Origin of the sequence: Nocardiopsis sp. YSL2 (assembly GCF_030555055.1) — a bacterium.
GTDB lineage: Bacteria > Actinomycetota > Actinomycetes > Streptosporangiales > Streptosporangiaceae > Nocardiopsis.
Genome location: NZ_JAMOAO010000001.1, coordinates 5,700,804 through 5,716,207, shown reverse-complemented (window position 1 = coordinate 5,716,207; position 15,404 = coordinate 5,700,804). Strand labels below are relative to the sequence as shown.

10 protein-coding genes are annotated in these 15,404 nt (G+C 73.5%); 5 read left to right on the top strand and 5 right to left on the bottom strand.

Annotation, left to right across the window (positions count from 1 at the left end):
* The first annotated feature begins 30 nt into the window (after nucleotides 1–30).
* The gene (gene pabB / locus M1P99_RS25240; protein ID WP_304455072.1) at nucleotides 31–2,142 is read left to right on the top strand and encodes an aminodeoxychorismate synthase component I; all 2,112 of its coding nucleotides are present in this window, start codon (nucleotides 31–33) and stop codon (nucleotides 2,140–2,142) included.
* 182 nt (nucleotides 2,143–2,324) lie between these two features.
* The gene (locus M1P99_RS25235) at nucleotides 2,325–3,824 is read left to right on the top strand and encodes an amidase (protein WP_304455071.1); all 1,500 of its coding nucleotides are present in this window, start codon (nucleotides 2,325–2,327) and stop codon (nucleotides 3,822–3,824) included.
* A 455-nt stretch (nucleotides 3,825–4,279) separates the two neighbouring features.
* Here the strand turns inward: M1P99_RS25235 and M1P99_RS25230 are convergent, their stop codons facing one another.
* From M1P99_RS25230 to M1P99_RS25215, 4 genes are all read right to left on the bottom strand, one after another.
* Nucleotides 4,280–4,831, bottom strand: a complete 552-nt coding sequence (locus M1P99_RS25230) for a YciI family protein (protein ID WP_304455070.1) — start codon at nucleotides 4,829–4,831, stop codon at nucleotides 4,280–4,282.
* 52 nt (nucleotides 4,832–4,883) lie between these two features.
* Nucleotides 4,884–6,683 carry a bifunctional UDP-sugar hydrolase/5'-nucleotidase gene (locus tag M1P99_RS25225; protein WP_304455069.1) on the bottom strand — a complete coding sequence of 600 codons (1,800 nt, stop codon included), beginning with the start codon at nucleotides 6,681–6,683 and terminating at the stop codon, nucleotides 4,884–4,886.
* 145 nt (nucleotides 6,684–6,828) lie between these two features.
* Nucleotides 6,829–10,179, bottom strand: a complete 3,351-nt coding sequence (locus M1P99_RS25220) for a DNA polymerase III subunit alpha (RefSeq protein ID WP_304455068.1) — start codon at nucleotides 10,177–10,179, stop codon at nucleotides 6,829–6,831.
* A 437-nt stretch (nucleotides 10,180–10,616) separates the two neighbouring features.
* Nucleotides 10,617–11,390, bottom strand: coding sequence for an SDR family NAD(P)-dependent oxidoreductase (locus M1P99_RS25215; protein WP_304455067.1), 774 nt, complete (start codon nucleotides 11,388–11,390; stop codon nucleotides 10,617–10,619).
* Between the two features lie 56 nt (nucleotides 11,391–11,446).
* Between M1P99_RS25215 and M1P99_RS25210 the strand changes: the two genes are divergently transcribed.
* On the top strand, nucleotides 11,447–11,812 hold the full coding sequence (locus tag M1P99_RS25210; protein ID WP_304455066.1) for a helix-turn-helix transcriptional regulator: 366 nt from the start codon (nucleotides 11,447–11,449) through the stop codon (nucleotides 11,810–11,812).
* 202 nt (nucleotides 11,813–12,014) lie between these two features.
* Here M1P99_RS25210 and M1P99_RS25205 read toward each other — a convergent pair whose 3' ends face one another.
* On the bottom strand, nucleotides 12,015–12,395 hold the full coding sequence (locus tag M1P99_RS25205; protein WP_304455065.1) for a Tn3 family transposase: 381 nt from the start codon (nucleotides 12,393–12,395) through the stop codon (nucleotides 12,015–12,017).
* A gap of 351 nt (nucleotides 12,396–12,746) precedes the next feature.
* Here M1P99_RS25205 and M1P99_RS25200 point away from each other — a divergent pair, with 351 nt between their 5' ends.
* Both M1P99_RS25200 and M1P99_RS25195 read left to right on the top strand, forming a co-directional pair.
* Nucleotides 12,747–13,703 (top strand): ABC transporter substrate-binding protein, encoded by a 957-nt coding sequence (locus tag M1P99_RS25200; RefSeq protein ID WP_304455064.1) that lies wholly within the window; start codon nucleotides 12,747–12,749, stop codon nucleotides 13,701–13,703.
* Between the two features lie 17 nt (nucleotides 13,704–13,720).
* A complete protein-coding gene (locus tag M1P99_RS25195) occupies nucleotides 13,721–15,364 on the top strand; it encodes a thiamine pyrophosphate-dependent enzyme (protein ID WP_304455063.1) in 1,644 nt (547 codons plus the stop codon).
* The last annotated feature ends 40 nt before the right edge of the window (nucleotides 15,365–15,404 follow it).

Sequence of the window (15,404 nt, the reverse complement as noted above, 5' to 3'; positions counted from 1 at the left end):
GAGTGTCGCGGTCGGGAAGGAAGGGGTGGGATGCGCGTTCTCCTCGTGGACAACCACGACTCCTACACGTACAACGTCTTCCAGCTCGTCGCGCGCGTGCTCGGCCGGGCCCCCGTGGTCCTCACCAACGACGACGCACGCTGGGACGGATTCGACGTCTCCGGCGTGGACGCGATCGTGGTCTCGCCCGGACCGGGCCGCCCGCACAACCCCCGCGACCTCGGCAGGGTGCCCGAACTCCTGGGACACACCGGTGTGCCCGTGCTGGGGGTGTGCCTGGGCCACCAGGCCATCGCCCTTCTGGCCGGGGCCGAGGTGGCCTCGGCCCCCGAGCCCCGCCACGGCCACCTCTCCCGCATCCGCCACACCGGCAGCGGCCCGTTCGCCGGCCTGCCGCAGGACTTCACCGCCGTGCGCTACCACTCGCTGGCCGTGTCCGACCCGCTGCCGCCGACCCTGACGGCGACCGCCTGGGCCGAGGACGGCGTGGTCATGGGCCTGGAGCACCGCGTCCTGCCGCGGTGGGGCGTGCAGTTCCACCCCGAGTCCGTCGCCAGCGAGTTCGGCGCCGATCTGGTGGGGACCTTCCTCGACCTGGCGCGGACCCCTTCACGCGGCGCACGACGGTCCGCTCCCGGTCCCGCGCGGCGCGAGCCCGCCCGCGACGCGCACACGTCCGGCCCCGGCGCGTACGACTCCGCCCGCACAGAGCGCGAGCCGGCCCCCGACACGGCCGATCCGCCCCCCGCCGGCGGGCGGGGACGCCGGGTACCGGCTCCGCGCACACTGGAGCTGCCGGTCGCCGTCGACACCGAGGCCGCCTTCGCCCGCCTGTACGGCGACGCCGAGCACGCGTTCTGGCTGGACAGCTCCCGCCCCCAGGGCCCCGCCCGCTTCTCCTACCTCGGCTGTGCCACCGGCGAGGTGCTCACCTACCGGGTGGGCGAGCCCGGGGTGCGTGTCCGCTCGGCCGACGGCAGCGAGCACCAGGAGCCCGGCAGCGTCTTCGACGCCCTGGACCGGCGCACGCCGCCTCCCGTCCCCAGCGCCCTGCCCTTCGACTTCACGGGCGGCTACGTCGGCTACTTCGGCTACGAGCTCAAGGCCGACTGCGGTGGCGAGGCCGCCCACACCGCGACCACCCCCGACGCGGTGTGGATGCGCTGTGACCGCTTCGTCGCCGTGGACCACCGGCTCGGCCGCACCCACGTGGTGTGCGCCGACGACGCCCCCGACGGCGACGCCTGGCTGCGGCGTACCCGCGAAGCGCTCACCGGGCTGGCGCCCCTGCCCCGGCCCGCGCCCGCCTCGCCCCCCACCGATCTGGCCGGGCTGCTGGAGCGCCCCCGTCACGCCTACGTCGACGACGTCAAGGAATGCCTGGGCCACCTCACCTCCGGGGAGAGCTACGAGATCTGCCTGACCAACCGGGTCCGCCTGCCCGATCCCGGCGGCGACGACCTGGACTTCTACCGTCGCCTGCGTGCCGCGAGCCCCGCGCCCTACGCAGCCCTGCTGCGGCTGGGCGGGGTGAGTGTGCTGAGCGCCTCGCCCGAGCGCTTCCTGCGCGTGGACGGCGACGGGGTGGCCGAGAGCCGGCCCATCAAGGGCACCGCGCCCCGCCACAGCGACCCCGCCGCCGACGCGCGGGCCGTCGAGGAGCTGCGCACCGGGGCCAAGACCCGCGCGGAGAACCTCATGATCGTGGACCTGCTCCGCAACGACCTGGGGCGGGTGTGCGAGGTCGGCACCGTCGAGGTCCCCGCGTTCATGTACACCGAGTCCTACGCCACCGTCCACCAGCTCGTCTCCACCGTCCGGGGGCGCCTGCGCGAGGACGTGTCCGCGGTCGGGGCCGTGCGCGCCTGCTTCCCCGGCGGTTCGATGACCGGGGCGCCCAAGCTGCGGACCATGGAGATCATCGACCGGCTGGAGTCCTCCGCCCGTGGGATCTACTCCGGTGCGCTGGGCTACCTCTCGCACTCGGGGACGGCGGACCTGAGCATCGTCATCCGCACCGCGGTGCGCGCGGACGGAGAGCTGGCCATCGGAGCGGGCGGAGCGATCGTGCTGGACTCCGACCCCGAGGGCGAGTACGCGGAGATGCTACTCAAGGCCGAGGTGCCGGCCCGGGGGCGGTGACCACGCGAGGCGACCTGCGCAGACGCGTGTCGCGCCGCACCGACCCGTGACACGGACGGACCGGTGACTCCGTCTCCCGGCGGCCCCGCGGTCGGAACCGGTCCGCGGCTCGGTCCAACGCATCGGTCACGACCCGGCCCGCAGAACAAGAACACGTTCCAGTTCAGTGTTAGGTTCCGCCCATGAGAGTTGACGAGTACCTCGCACACGACGCTGTCGGCCTGGCGGAACTGCTCCGAGGCAGGGAGGTCACCCCCGCCGAGGTCCTGGAGGCCGCCATCGAGCGGGCCGAGGAGGTCAATCCGGCGCTCAACGCGATCATCGTGCCCATGTACCAGGAAGGCCGCCGCCTCGCCACGGGCGCACCCGAAGGGCCCCTCCGCGGGGTTCCCTTCCTGCTCAAGGACCTCGCCCAGGACTACGCCGGCTACCCCACCTCCGCCGGAAGCCGGGCGCTGCGCCACGTCCCCGCGGACCGCCACGCCGAGGTGGTGCACCGCTGGCTGGGCGCCGGTCTGGTGCCCTTCGGCAAGACCAACACTCCCGAGTTCGGCGCCAAGGCGGTCACCGAGTCCCAGGCGTTCGGCCCGGCCCGCAACCCGTGGAACCTCGGCCACACGCCCGGCGGTTCCTCGGGCGGTTCCGCCGCGGCCGTCGCCGCGGGTGTCGTCCCCGCGGCCGGGGCCAACGACGGCGGCGGCTCCATCCGCATTCCCGCGGCGTGCTGCGGCCTGTTCGGTCTCAAACCCGGGCGCGGCCGGGTGCCCTTCGGCCCCGGCTCGGGCGAGCCCATGCACGGCGCGTCGGTCAACGGGGTCCTGACCCGCACCGTGCGCGACAGCGCCGCCCTGCTCCAGGTGATGGCGGGTCCCGAGGCCACCTCGCCCTACCCGATCGCACCGCCGGAGCGCCCCTACACCGAGGAGGTCGGCCGGGACCCGGGACGGCTGCGGATCGGCTTCACCGAACGCTCCCCGCTGGGCACCCGCGTACACCCCGAGGCGGTGCGGGCGGTCCGCGCGTCCGCCCGGCTGCTGGAGGGCCTGGGCCACGAGGTCGTGGAGGCCGAGCCCGCCATCGACGGCCGAGCCCTCACCGAGGACTTCCTGACCCTCTGGTACGGCTCGATGGCCGCCATGGTGGAGGAGACCAAAGCCGACACCGGCTGCTCGGACGACGACTTCGAACCCGACACGCTCATGCTCGCCGCCATGGGCCGGTCCCGCACCGCCGCCGACTACGTGCGCGGGAACGGGCGCTGGAACGATCACGTCCTCGCCCTCGCCGACTTCCACGCCCGCTACGACCTGCTGCTCACCCCCACCATCGCTGGGCCGCCGGTGACCATCGGCCGCCTGGACCCGCCGCCGTGGCTGCGCACCGCCACCCGGCTGCTGGTGCGTACCCGTACCGCGCGGATCGTCACCGCCACCCGCACGGTCACCGACGAGGTGATGAACAACCTCACCGCCACCCCGTTCACCCTCATGGCCAACCTCACCGGAACCCCCGCCATGTCCGTGCCCCTGCACTGGACGGAGTCCGGTCTGCCGCTGGGCGTGCAGTTCATCGCGGCCTCGGCCGGCGAGGGGCTTCTGCTGCGCCTGGCCGCCCAGTTGGAGCAGGCCGCCCCCTGGGCCGACCGCCGCCCGAGGGGAGTGCCCTTCCCCTCCCGGCCATAGGCGGTCGGGACGGGCGGCCTGGAGGGCGCGACGCGGCTGCTACCGGAGGAGCGCCCCTACCCGATCGAGGAGTGGTCCCTGGACCACCTGCGTCGGCCCTCGGTCTGAGCGTCTTGCGCCCGTGGCGGCCCGGACGGGGCGGAAGGGCGTCCCGACCCGCCCCGGACATGGCGAAGGTCCCACCGATGTGCTCGGTGGGACCTTCGACGTGCGAGACCGGTACGGCGGTCGCCTCTCGGCTTGGGGCACAACACGGTTCCTGCCGCCCGGTCACCCGGAGGGCGCCGGACGCGGTATTCCGTGAAGGCGGTGTGTGAGCCCGGGGGACACTTTCTACCGCACTGGCCTGCGAAGGGTGTAACCGGTCGGGGGAGCCGGGTATTCCACGTCCCCGCCCCCGTTTCCACGGCCCGGCTCCGCCCCCGGACCAGGGCAGGATGCGGGCCGGGGCCGGGTCAGGAGCGCCGTCCGCCGCACTCCCAGGCGTGCACCTCCACGTCCGCGTGGCGCTCTCCGTCCAGGACGGCGCGTGCCGTTCCGGGGTCGGACGCCCGGACCAGCGCCGCCGTGCCCAGCCGCGTCGTGCCGTCGTCGGTCAGCAGCGGCCCGTAGGCGAGCAGGTCCTCCCGGCCGGGCGGCGGCGCGGGGTCGACCGGCCCCTCCGCGCCCAGGCCGAGCACCAGGAAGCGGCTGCCGCCCTCCAGCCCGCCGGGGAAGTCCCACATGGTGCGGCCCAGCACGTTGCGCCACCGGCGCAGCAGCACGTCCCGGTACACCCCCGCCAGGTGGTTGGGCTCGTCCAGTGCGAACGCCCGGGCGGCGGCCACGTCCGGCAGGTCGACGATGTGCACGCTGCCGGACGCCGTCTCCCCGTCCTCGGCGAAGGTCGGGCCGCGGGCGATCATGCCCTCCGAGAACCGGTCCATGTAGGACCAGTGCTCCTCCAGCAGCTTCTCGCGCAAGGCCATCGAACCCGGCCGGTCACGGTGGTAGCAGAAGAACTCCATACCCACAGTCTCCACCCGGCGGACGACGGCCACGGCACCCGGCGCCGCGCGGTCACTCGAAGACGGGCTCGCCCTCGCGGACCAGGCGCCAGTTGAGCACGTGGAAGTCGTCCGGGTCGATCGTGCCGGTCTCGGTGGCGTGGTCGATCAGGGCCTGGCGCACCTCGATCTGCTCGTTGTACACGACCGGGGCGTCCGCGATGTGCGGGAAGCCGCCGCCACCGGACTGGCGGTAGTTGTTCACCGCCATCACGAAGCGCTGGCCGTCGGCCACCTCCGCGCCGTCCCGGGTCAGTGAGGTGATCCGCTGCCCCGGGGGGCGGGAGATGTCGATCTCGTACTCCAGCCCCGCGATCTGGTCGAAGTTGTAGTCCGGGGTGCCGCCCGCGTTGGTGATCTGCTCGGGGTCCACCGCCGCCCCCGGGGCGACCTGTTCGAAGTACCGTGCGGAGAACTCCAGGTACGCGCGCACCTGGGCACCGGTGAGCTCGCTGGCCAGGAGCGTGTTGTCGTAGATGTACAGACCGGCCATGTCGCGGATGCTGACGTCGCCGGCCGGGAAGACCGCCGAGCGGCTGAAGGGCGCCGCGATGGAGATGACCGGCAGGTCCTCCTCCGGGGTCCCCGCCAGCGCCGCGCGGACCGTCTCGATCTGCACGTGCTGGATGTAGTCCACGATCGGGGTGTCCGTCCAGCAGGCCCGCGCCGCGCTCAGTTCCTCGGTGGAGGTCGCGATCACCTGGTTGACGTAGTCCACGGCGGTGGCGTGCTGGCCCTCGACCGCCGCCACGACGTCCGGGTCCTCCTCGACGGTGTTGGCGTTGAGGGCGACCGCGCTCTTGGACACCACCCGCCACCGGCCGCGCTCGCGGCGCAACGCCAGGTCCATGACCGACAGACGCCGTCCCCAGTAGGAGGGCATCGACATCAGGACGTCCTCGCCTGTGACGCGGTTGGTCACGAACCGCTCCGGCACGTCCCGGTGGGCGTGCCCGAAGAGGATCGCGTCGATGCCGGGGACCTCCTCGGCGACCATGGCCGAGGCGTTCTCCACCGGCAGTCCGTCGCCGTAGGAGGAGGTGCCGCTGTCACCGGAGTGCGCGCTGACGATGACGATGTCGGCGCCCTCGGCGCGCATGATCGGCACCCAGTGGGCGGCGGTCTCCACCAGGTCGCGGAACTCCAGCTCGCCCTCGACGTGCCGGCGGTCCCAGATGATGGATCCGGGGTTGGTCAAGCCCAGCACGCCGACCACCAGCGGCTGCCTGCCGGGCTTGTTCGTGCAGGTCACCCGCATGCGCTTGAGGACGTAGGGCTTGTAGGCGGGGTCGTCGGTGCCGTGGTGGACGGCGTTGGCGCCCAGGACGGGGGCATCCATCTGCTCGATCCACGCGTCCAGGTGCGCGAGGCCGTAGTTGAACTCGTGGTTGCCCAGGGCCACGGCGTCGTAGCCGACGGCGTTCATCGCCCGCGCCATCGGGTGGGTCTCACCGGTCTCGGTGAAGGGCTCCACGGTGTTGTAGTACGTGGCCAGGGAGGACCCCTGGATGGTGTCGCCGGAGTCGAACAACAGGGTGTTGTCCGTCCCGCGTTCGGCCCGCACCTGCTTGATCAGGCTGGCGGCCTTGGCGATGCCGATGTGGTCGCCGTCGTTGTTCTCGTACTCGGCGTTCTTGAAGTAGTCCCAGTTCAGGCAGTAGCCGTGGAGGTCGGACGTGCCCATGACGGTGATGAGGGCGTCGCGGGCGGAGGACGCGGCGGCGGTGCCGGGCCACCCGGCCAGGGCCAGCGCGCCGGCGGCGCTGAGCCCGCCGATCGCACCGCGTCGGGAGATGGGGGAGTCCGCGGCCATGGTGGTTCTACCTCCGGGGGTTCGGTGATGCGCGAGCGTTTCACAGTAGTGAGACGCGCTGGGGCTCGGAAGGGCGCCGGTGTTAACAATCGGTGCACCCTCCGCGCCCGTCGGGTGCACGGTGTCCCATCACGGACTCGCGGTGTCACGGGCCGGAGCTGCCGGGGCTGGCGTGCCACAGTCCGCGCGGGGCCGCGGTGACCGAGGGCAGGTCGGCGTAGGGGGAGACACGGAACCCGCTGGAGTAGCGGATCCTGCGCCCGCCGACGCCCCGGGAGGCCCGGACCGGCCCCTGGGGGCGTAGCGCGTCGGCCAGCCCCGCGGATCCGGACTCCTCCCACGCCGCGGTGAGCTCGCCCAGGTCGTAGGCGTGGGTGGCGGTCACGGTGGCCATCCCCGAACCGGACCGGCGCACCCTGCCGCGCACGGCCAGCAGCCAGGACCCGAACACGGTGGCCGCGCACCGGTCCTGCACGGACTCGAAGAAGGTCAGGTCCACCAGCCCGGTCGCGTCGTCCAGGGTGGTGAAGATGATCCGCTGTCCCGACCGCACCGCCGGGGTCTGGGTGGCCACCTTCACTCCCGCCACCAGCACCTCCTGCCCGTTGGGGACCAGGTGCAGGTCGCGGGCGGGGACCAGGCGGTGCCCGGCGGCCAGGGCGGCCAGCAGTTCGGCGTGGCCGTTCAGCAGGTGCCGGTCCACCTCGTAGCCCAGCACCTCCAACTCGGCGCGCACGCGTTCGTCGTCGCTCATCTCCGGCAGCGCCCCCTGCACGGGGGCGGCCCCCGTCATCGGCAGGGGGATCTGGCCGCTGTCGGTCCTGGTGCGGCCGGCTCGTTCCAGGGCGCTGACCTGGAGGAGGAGGTCGCGCCGGTGGGGTGCGGCCGGGTCGGAGCCGATCCGGTACAGCGCGTCGAAGGCGCCCACCCTGACCAGGTTCTCCAGTACGTCGCGGGACAGGCGGGCCCGGTTGGCGGCGTCGGGCAGCGAGTGGAAGGGGCGTTCGGCCAGGACCCGGTCGATCTCGGCCGCGGTGATGCCCCGGACGTCGGCCAGGGAGGCGCGCACACCCCAGACGCCGTCCGCGTCCTCCACCCGCCACCGGTCCTCGGAGCGGTCGATGTCCACGCCCAGCACGGGGACGCCGAAGCGGCGGGCGTCGTCGATGATGGCGCGGCGCGGGTACATGCCGGGGTCGTGGGTGAGGACACCGGCGTAGAAGGCGGCGGGGTGGTGGCGTTTGAGCCAGGCCGACTGGTAGGTGGGCAGGGCGAACGCGGCGGCGTGGGCCTTGCAGAAGCCGAAGGAGCCGAAGGAGGACAGGATCTCCCAGACCCGCTCGACGATCCGCGGGTCGTGCCCGCACTCGTCGGCCATGGTGGTGAAGGTCTGCTGTACCTGGGCTCGGCCCTCCTCCGTGCCGAGCCGTCGGCGCATCGACTCGGCCTGGTCGAGGCCGCAGCCGGTCATGGCGTGCAGGGTCCCGATGACCTGCTCGTGGAAGATCACGACCCCGCCGGTCGGGGCGAGCAGGTCGGCCAGGACGGGGGAGGGGTGGATCGGTGGGCTCAGGCCGTCGCGGGCGGCCAGGTAGGGGGTGATCATGTCGCTGCCGACGGGGCCCGGCCGGAACAGGGAGATGTCGCAGATCAGGTCGTCCATGTCGGTGGGGCGCAGGCGGCTGACGAGTTCGCGCTGGCCGGGCGACTCGATCTGGAAGCAGCCCAGGGTGGCCGAGGAGGAGATCATCCGGTACGTGGACTCGTCCTGGGGCAGGGCGTCCAGGTCCAGGTGTTCGCCGGTGGTGCGCGCGACCTCGTCGCGGGCGTGGGACATGGCCGACTGCATGCGCACACCGATGACGTCGAGTTTGATCAGCCCCATCTCCTCCACGTCCTCCTTGTCGAACTGGACCATGGGGTAGCCGGCGCGGCTGGGTTCCAGGGGTGTGCGCTCGCGCAGCGTGGAGCCGGAGACGACCAGGCCGCAGGGGTGCATGGCGATGTGGCGGGGCAGGCCGTCCAGGCTCTCCGCGAGCCGGAAGAGGGTCTGGGCGGCGGCCGAGCCCAGGCCGGTGCCCTGGAAACCGCGCAGTTCGGGCAGGTCCTGGGCGGCGGAGCGGATGCGGCGGGCGCGCACGTGGGGGAAGGCCTTGGCCAGGGTGTCGATCTCGTGCGGGGGGATCCCCATCGCGGCGCCGACGTCGCGGATGGCGCTGCGGGCGCGATAGGTCTCCATCATGGACACGCAGGCGGTGTCGGGGTAGGCGGCGAAGACCGCGTCGTAGGCCTCCAGTCGGCGGGCGGACTCCACGTCCAGGTCGATGTCGGGCAGGCCGCTGCGGCTGTGGCTGAGGAAGCGCTCCATGAGCAGCCCGTGGTCCAGGGGGTTGATCGCGGAGATGCCCAGCAGGTGGTTGACCAGGCTGCCGGTGCCCGATCCGCGGATGGAGCACCGGATGCCCTTGTCGCGGATGCGCGCGGCGGCGTCGGCGACGGTGAGGAAGTAGGCCGACAGGCCCTTGTTCTCGATGACCTCCAGTTCACCGGCCAGGCGGTGCACGGCGTCGGGGTCGCGGTGCAGGCCGAGCCGGTGCAGGCCGTCCTCGCAGTCGCGCCACAGGCGGTCGCGGGGGTCGTGGACGTCGGGCATGTGGGCGCGGTCCATGCCCAGGTCGGCGTCGGGGTCCATGGCGCAGGAGGCGGCCAGGGCGTTGGTGTGGGCGATCAGGCGGCGGGCCGCGGTGTCGTCTCCGCACAGGCGACGGGCGACCTCCAGCATCTGTGCGCCGCTCTTGAGGTGGGCCTGGGCGGTGGCGGGCCCGGGGCGGGTGCCGCCGGGCAGCCAGCGGCGGGCCTCGTCCAGGACGTGGGCGACCTCGGCGTCGGTGGGGCGGGGGTAGCGGACGGCGTTGGTGAGCACGGCCAGGGTGCGGGTCCGGGCGGCCAGGTCGAGGAGGGCCTGGGCGGTGTGCCGGTGGCCGGGGGTGTAGTGGTCGACGAGTTCGATCACCGTCTCGGCGGTGGCGTGCCAGCGGTCCAGGAGGCGCTGGGCGAGGCCGGGGCGGTCCTGGGTCAGGGCGGTGCCGACGTCGGACTCGGGGCCGAGCAGGACGACGAGGCCGTCGGCGTGCTGGGCCAGGGAGTGCAGGGACAGGGCGGGGGTGTCGGCCGTGGTGTCGTGGGCCTGGGTGACCAGGCGGCACAGGGAGGCCCAGCCGCGTCGGCCGCGGGCCAGGAGGGTGACGCGGCCTCCGTCGGGGGCGGCCACGGCCAGATTGCAGCCCAGGACGGGGCGCAGCCCCGCCTTCTGGCAGGCGCGTACGTGTTTGACCATGCCGTAGACGCCGTCGCGGTCGGTGAGGGCGAGCAGGCCCATGTCGAGTTCCGCGGCGCGCTCGACGAGTCGCTCGGGCGGGGTGGTGCCGTAGCGGGCCGAGGCCGAGGAGACGACGTTCAGGTGCGCGAAGTCCGCGTGCCCGTGGGCCTGCGGCATGTGGTTCCTCCCCTGGGGTGGTGCACCGGGTTCGGCACGGGTGCTGATGTGACCCACGGGGAAGAAGTGCCGAAATCGAACTTATGTACGAATCATAGCTCGAATCGTCGCGAACACAAACCCCTGACCTGCCCAAACGCGAGCCCGGGTGGCCCAGGAGCTGTCGCCCAGACGCAGGATCGCCGACAGGACAGGGGATCCCGCCGTCGAAGAGAACGCTGCGCATGGGCGGGGGCGAGGCGTCGAGCAGGCGGTCACCGCGGAACCGCGCCTGCTCGACCCCGGGCGTCCGCGCCTCGCCGAGCCTGGCCGCCGCGCCGCTCCACCCCGACTTCACCGAGGCCGGCGGCTCGATGTCAGCGGTGGACCCGCACCAGGTCTCGGCGGGGCGGGACCCGCTCTCCCCCCGGTCCCGGTTTCCCGGGCGCGGCCCGGAATCAGGTGAGTTCGAGGCCGCCGTCGATGGTGAGGACCTGCCCGGTGAGCCAGGTCGTGCCCGGGTCGGCGAGCCGCAGCACCCACTGGGCGACCTCGTCGGGTTCACCGCGGCGGCCCAGCGGGATCTGCGCGGCCTCGCTCTCCTTGACCCGGGCCGCGTCGGCCTCGGTGAGCCCGGCCGCCGAGAGTGCCTCGCTCTCGGTGGGGCCCGGCGCCAGGGCGTTGACCCGCACCCCATCGGGGGCCAGCTCCAGCGCCCAGCAGCGCGTCAACTGCTCGATGGCTGCCTTGGAGGCCGCGTAGTGGGCGGCGCCGGGCATCGGCCGGTGGCCATAGGTGCTGGAGACGTTGACGATCGTCCCCCTCTGGTCGCGCAGGTACGGCAGGGCCGCGGCGGCCAGGAGGCTGGGGGCGGTGACGTTGAGCGCGAACAGCGCGGCGACGCGGTCCGCGTCGGTGTCGGCCAGCGGCATCATCGCGGTGGCGCCGGCGTTGTTGACGAGCACGTCGATGCGGCCCCACCGTTGCGTCGCGGCCTGGGCCACCTGGGCGGGGGCGTCGGGGGCGCGGAGGTCGGCGGGGTGGGCGGCGATGCCGGGGTGGTGGGCGGCGGTGGCCTGGAGCGCCTCGTGGCGCCGGCCCACCCCCAGGACGCGGGCTCCGGCGCGGGCCAGGGCGATCGCGGTGGCGCGGCCGATGCCCGACCCGGCCCCGGTGACGATGGCGACCCGGCCGGTGAGGTCGGTGTGCTGGTGCTGCTGCGGCTCGCTCAACTCTCGACTCCTTTGTTCGTTGTTCGTCGAATATCGAACAAGCTAGCATGGGGAGTATGAGACGCGCACACCACCCGGTGACCGAGGAACTGTCGTTGCCCGACGTGATGGCGGCGCTCAGCGACCCGTTGCGCATCGGGCTCGTTCGGGTGCTCGCCGACGGCGCCGAACGCGGCTGGGGGGAGTTGCGGGCGCCGGTGGCCAAGTCGACGCTCAGCCACCACCTGCGGGTCCTGCGCGATGCGGGGGTGACCCGCACCCGCCAGGAGGGCACCCGCTGCTTCGTCACGCTGCGCCGCCAGGACCTGGATGAGCGCTTCCCCGGACTGGTCGGGGCCCTGTTGGGGGCGGCCGGCGCCGAGGACGTGGGCGGCGGCGTCCACCTCGCCCCCGGCGCCGGCTCCTCGGCCGCTTGCCGCTGACACCCGGTGCGGGTTGACCCTCGGCATCGAGCCGCAGGCCCTCGACGGCCTCGTCGGCCTGCCCCCGCGCATCGCCGAGGGGGACCATCTGCGGTCGCGCCGTCCCGGGCGAACGCCCCCCGTAACGCAGGGAGCGAGGCGCGGTGGCCATCCGCGCTCCGGGAGGCTCGACGACGGGCACCGTCCACCGGCTCGCCCCCGGTCACCCGGTGTCCGCGTCCGCCGGGGCGTGCGAGGCGTTCCGCGCCGGCACCGCCCGCGCATGGCACCGAGCCGGGTGCCCTGGCCGGATGACCGGGCCCCGTCGACCGGCCTCGGTGCTTGCCGGTGAGCGGACGCCCTCGGCCGCCTGGCCCGCCGCCGAGGAGAGCCGCCCCTGGCTGATGGAGGCGGCGACCTGCATCAGGTCGCGCCAGTGTCGCTGGATCAGCTTCCAGTCGATGACGTTGTGCCCCCGCTCCCCGTACAGCTCGTCCGTGCTCGGGCAGATCACCTTGTCCGAAGCACGGAAGAACGTGAGGTCGGCGAAGTTGCGGATCCGGGGCATCAGGTCGAACCCGAACAGGGTGGCCAGGGTGAACACCGGCGCCGACTGCCCTTGCTGTCGGCGTGCACGGTGGAGGGCTTGACTCCGGAGGAGTTGTCCAACAGAGGCGTTCGGGGGCTGGCCATGGCGGCCCTTCCGCTGGGAGAGACCGGCAGCGGGTGAGCCTGGCAAACCCTGCCGGAGGGCCACAGCGGGTGGTGCGGCGCCGAACCAGCCCTTCCCGCGCCCCTTGACCGCGGTGACCTGCATCACTTACGTTCGCTCTCGTAACACCCGTTCGCAACACGTACACCTTTGGGTCGTCGTGGAAGCGCGCGCCGCACCCTCCCCGGTCGACGGGCCGGAGGCGCGACACCCCCCGACCGCCGACCGACTCAGGAGCGACACATGCGTCCACACCCGACCGCCCTCGGCGCCGCCGCCGTCCTGCTCCTCGCCACGGCCTGCAGTGGCGCGGACCGGGACGGGACCGGCGACGGAGAACTGCGCGAGGTCACCGCCGGGGCCATCCCCATCGTCGACGTCGCGCCCCTGCACCTGGGCGTGGAACAGGGGTTCTTCGCCGACCGGGGCATCGACCTGACCATCGAGCCCGGATCGGGCGGGGCCGCCGCCATCCCCGGCGTCATCAGCGGCAACTTCGAGTTCGCCTTCGGCAACGTCGTCTCCCTGATGGTCGCCCGCGACAACGACATGCCCCTGAAGGTCTTCTCCAACGGCGTGGCCACCAACGGAGAGCAGGGCGCCGACTTCAGCGGCGTGTTCGTCCTCGACGACAGCCCCGTGGAGACCGCCGCCGATCTCGAGGGCCTCACCGTGGCCGCCAACAACCTGCTCAACATCGGCGACACGACCGTCCGCGAGTCCGTGCGCCAGGCCGGCGGCGATCCCTCCACCGTCGAGTTCGTCGAGATGGCCCTGCCCGACATGGCCCCCGCGCTGGAGAACGAGCAGGTCGACGCCATCTGGCTGGTCGAGCCGTTCACCACCATGGCCATCGGGGCCGGCCACCGCGAGATCGCCTCCAACTTCGTCGACACCCACCCCGAACTGACCGTGGCGACCTACTTCACCTCCGAGCAGATGATCGCCGAGGAGCCCGAGCTCATCGACGACCTCGACGCCGCCCTGCGCGAGTCCCTGGCCTACGCCGAGGCCAACCCCGACGAGGTCCGCCGCATCGTCACCACCTACACCGAGATCGACGAGGAGCTCCTGGACGAGGTCCGGATGCCCCGCTGGCCCGCGGAGGTCAACGAGGAGTCCATCGGTGTCCTGGCCGAGCTGATGGTCGAGGACGGGATCGTGGACTCCGCACCCGACCTGACCGCCCTGTACCGCTGACCCCTGGGAGCCACCACGTGCCCGACCACCGCCGCTCCCCTGGGATCGTCCGCGACCACACGCTGCGACTCCTGCGCGAACTCGGCCTGACCACGGTCTTCGCCAACCCCGGATCCACCGAGGTCCCCTTCCTGGTGGACCTGCCCGACGACATCGACTTCGTCCTCGGCCTGCACGAGGGCTCCGTCGTGGGCATGGCCACCGGGTGGGCCCTGGCCCGCGAGCGCCCCGCGCTCGTCCAACTGCACACCACCGCCGGACTGGGCAACGCCGTCGGCGCACTGGCCACCGCCAGGGCCAACCGTGCCCCGCTCGTGGTCCTGGTCGGCCAGCAGGACCGGCGCCACCTCGCCCACGAGCCCTTCCTGGCCGGCCGCCTGGAGGGCCTGGCCGGGGACTACCCCCTCGCCGTCCACCAGCCGGTGCGCGCCCAGGACGTGCCCGGTGCCGTGGCCCGCGCCCACCACGAGGCCGTCCAGGGGCGCGGACCCGTGCTCGTCGTGGTCTGTATGGACGACTGGGCCCGGCCGATGGACCCGGACCAGCCCCGCGCGGCCCCCGGCCGGGTGGCGCGCCCGCTGCACGTGGCCCCCGACGACGCGGCCGCCACCGAGATCGCCGCCTTCCTGGACGGGGCACGCTCCCCGGCACTGGTGGTGGGCGCGGGCGCCGACAGCGCCCCCGCCTGGCGGGCCCTGACCGAACTCGCCGAGCGGCTGAGCGCACCGGTCTTCCAGGAGAGCTTCGGCGCCCGCGCCGGATTCCCCCAGGACCACCCGCTCTTCGCCGGCCACCTGCCGGCCGAGCGCTCCCAGCTGCGCGCCGCCCTGCGCGGACACGACGCCGTCCTGGTGGTCGGCGCCCCCGCGCTGCGCCAGTACATCTACGCCGACGGGCCCCTCGTCGACGCCGGGACCCGGTTGGCCATGGTCGGTGACGACCCCGGTGAGGCCCACCGCGGCGCGGCCGACCTCGCCGTCATCGCCCCCGTGGCCCCCTTCACGGCCGCGGTGGCCGCCCTGGTGGGCCAACGGCCGCAGGCGCCCGCGCCGAGTCGTTCCGCCCCGGACCCGGCCCAGGACGTCCCGGCGCCGCCCGCCGAGGGCGAGCCCCTGCGTCCGGCGCACGTCCTGGCGGCGCTGGCCGAACGGGTCGGCGCGGACACCGCCGTGGTCGAGGAGGCGCCCTCCAGCCGCCCGCGGCTGCACCGCCTGCTGCCCGCCCGGGCGCCGCTGGGCTTCCTGTCGGCGGCCATGGGCGGGTTGGGCTTCGCCCTGCCCGCGGCGACCGGCCTGCGCATGGCCGCCCCGAACCGCCCGGTGGTGGCCGTGGTCGGCGACGGTTCGGCCCTCTACCAGGTCCAGGCCCTGTGGAGCGCCGCCCGCTACCGAGTCGGGGTGCTCTTCGTCGTGCTCTCCAACGGCCGCTACGCCGTGATGGACCGCCTGGCCGAGCACGGCGGCGGCAAAGCGCCCTGGCCGGACTTCCCCGAGGTGTCCCTGGCCGCGCTGGCCCGCGGGCTGGGCTGCCCGGCCGTGGAGGTCGCCACGCACACCGGGCTGTGCCGCGCGCTGGACGAGGCCACCGCCGGCCTGGCCGAGCGCGACACCCCGCTGCTCCTGGACGTCACCGTCGCCCCCGATCCCGACTTCGCACCCTGACCGGGGACCGTCCACCGCCACCACGAAGGGAAAGAGAACG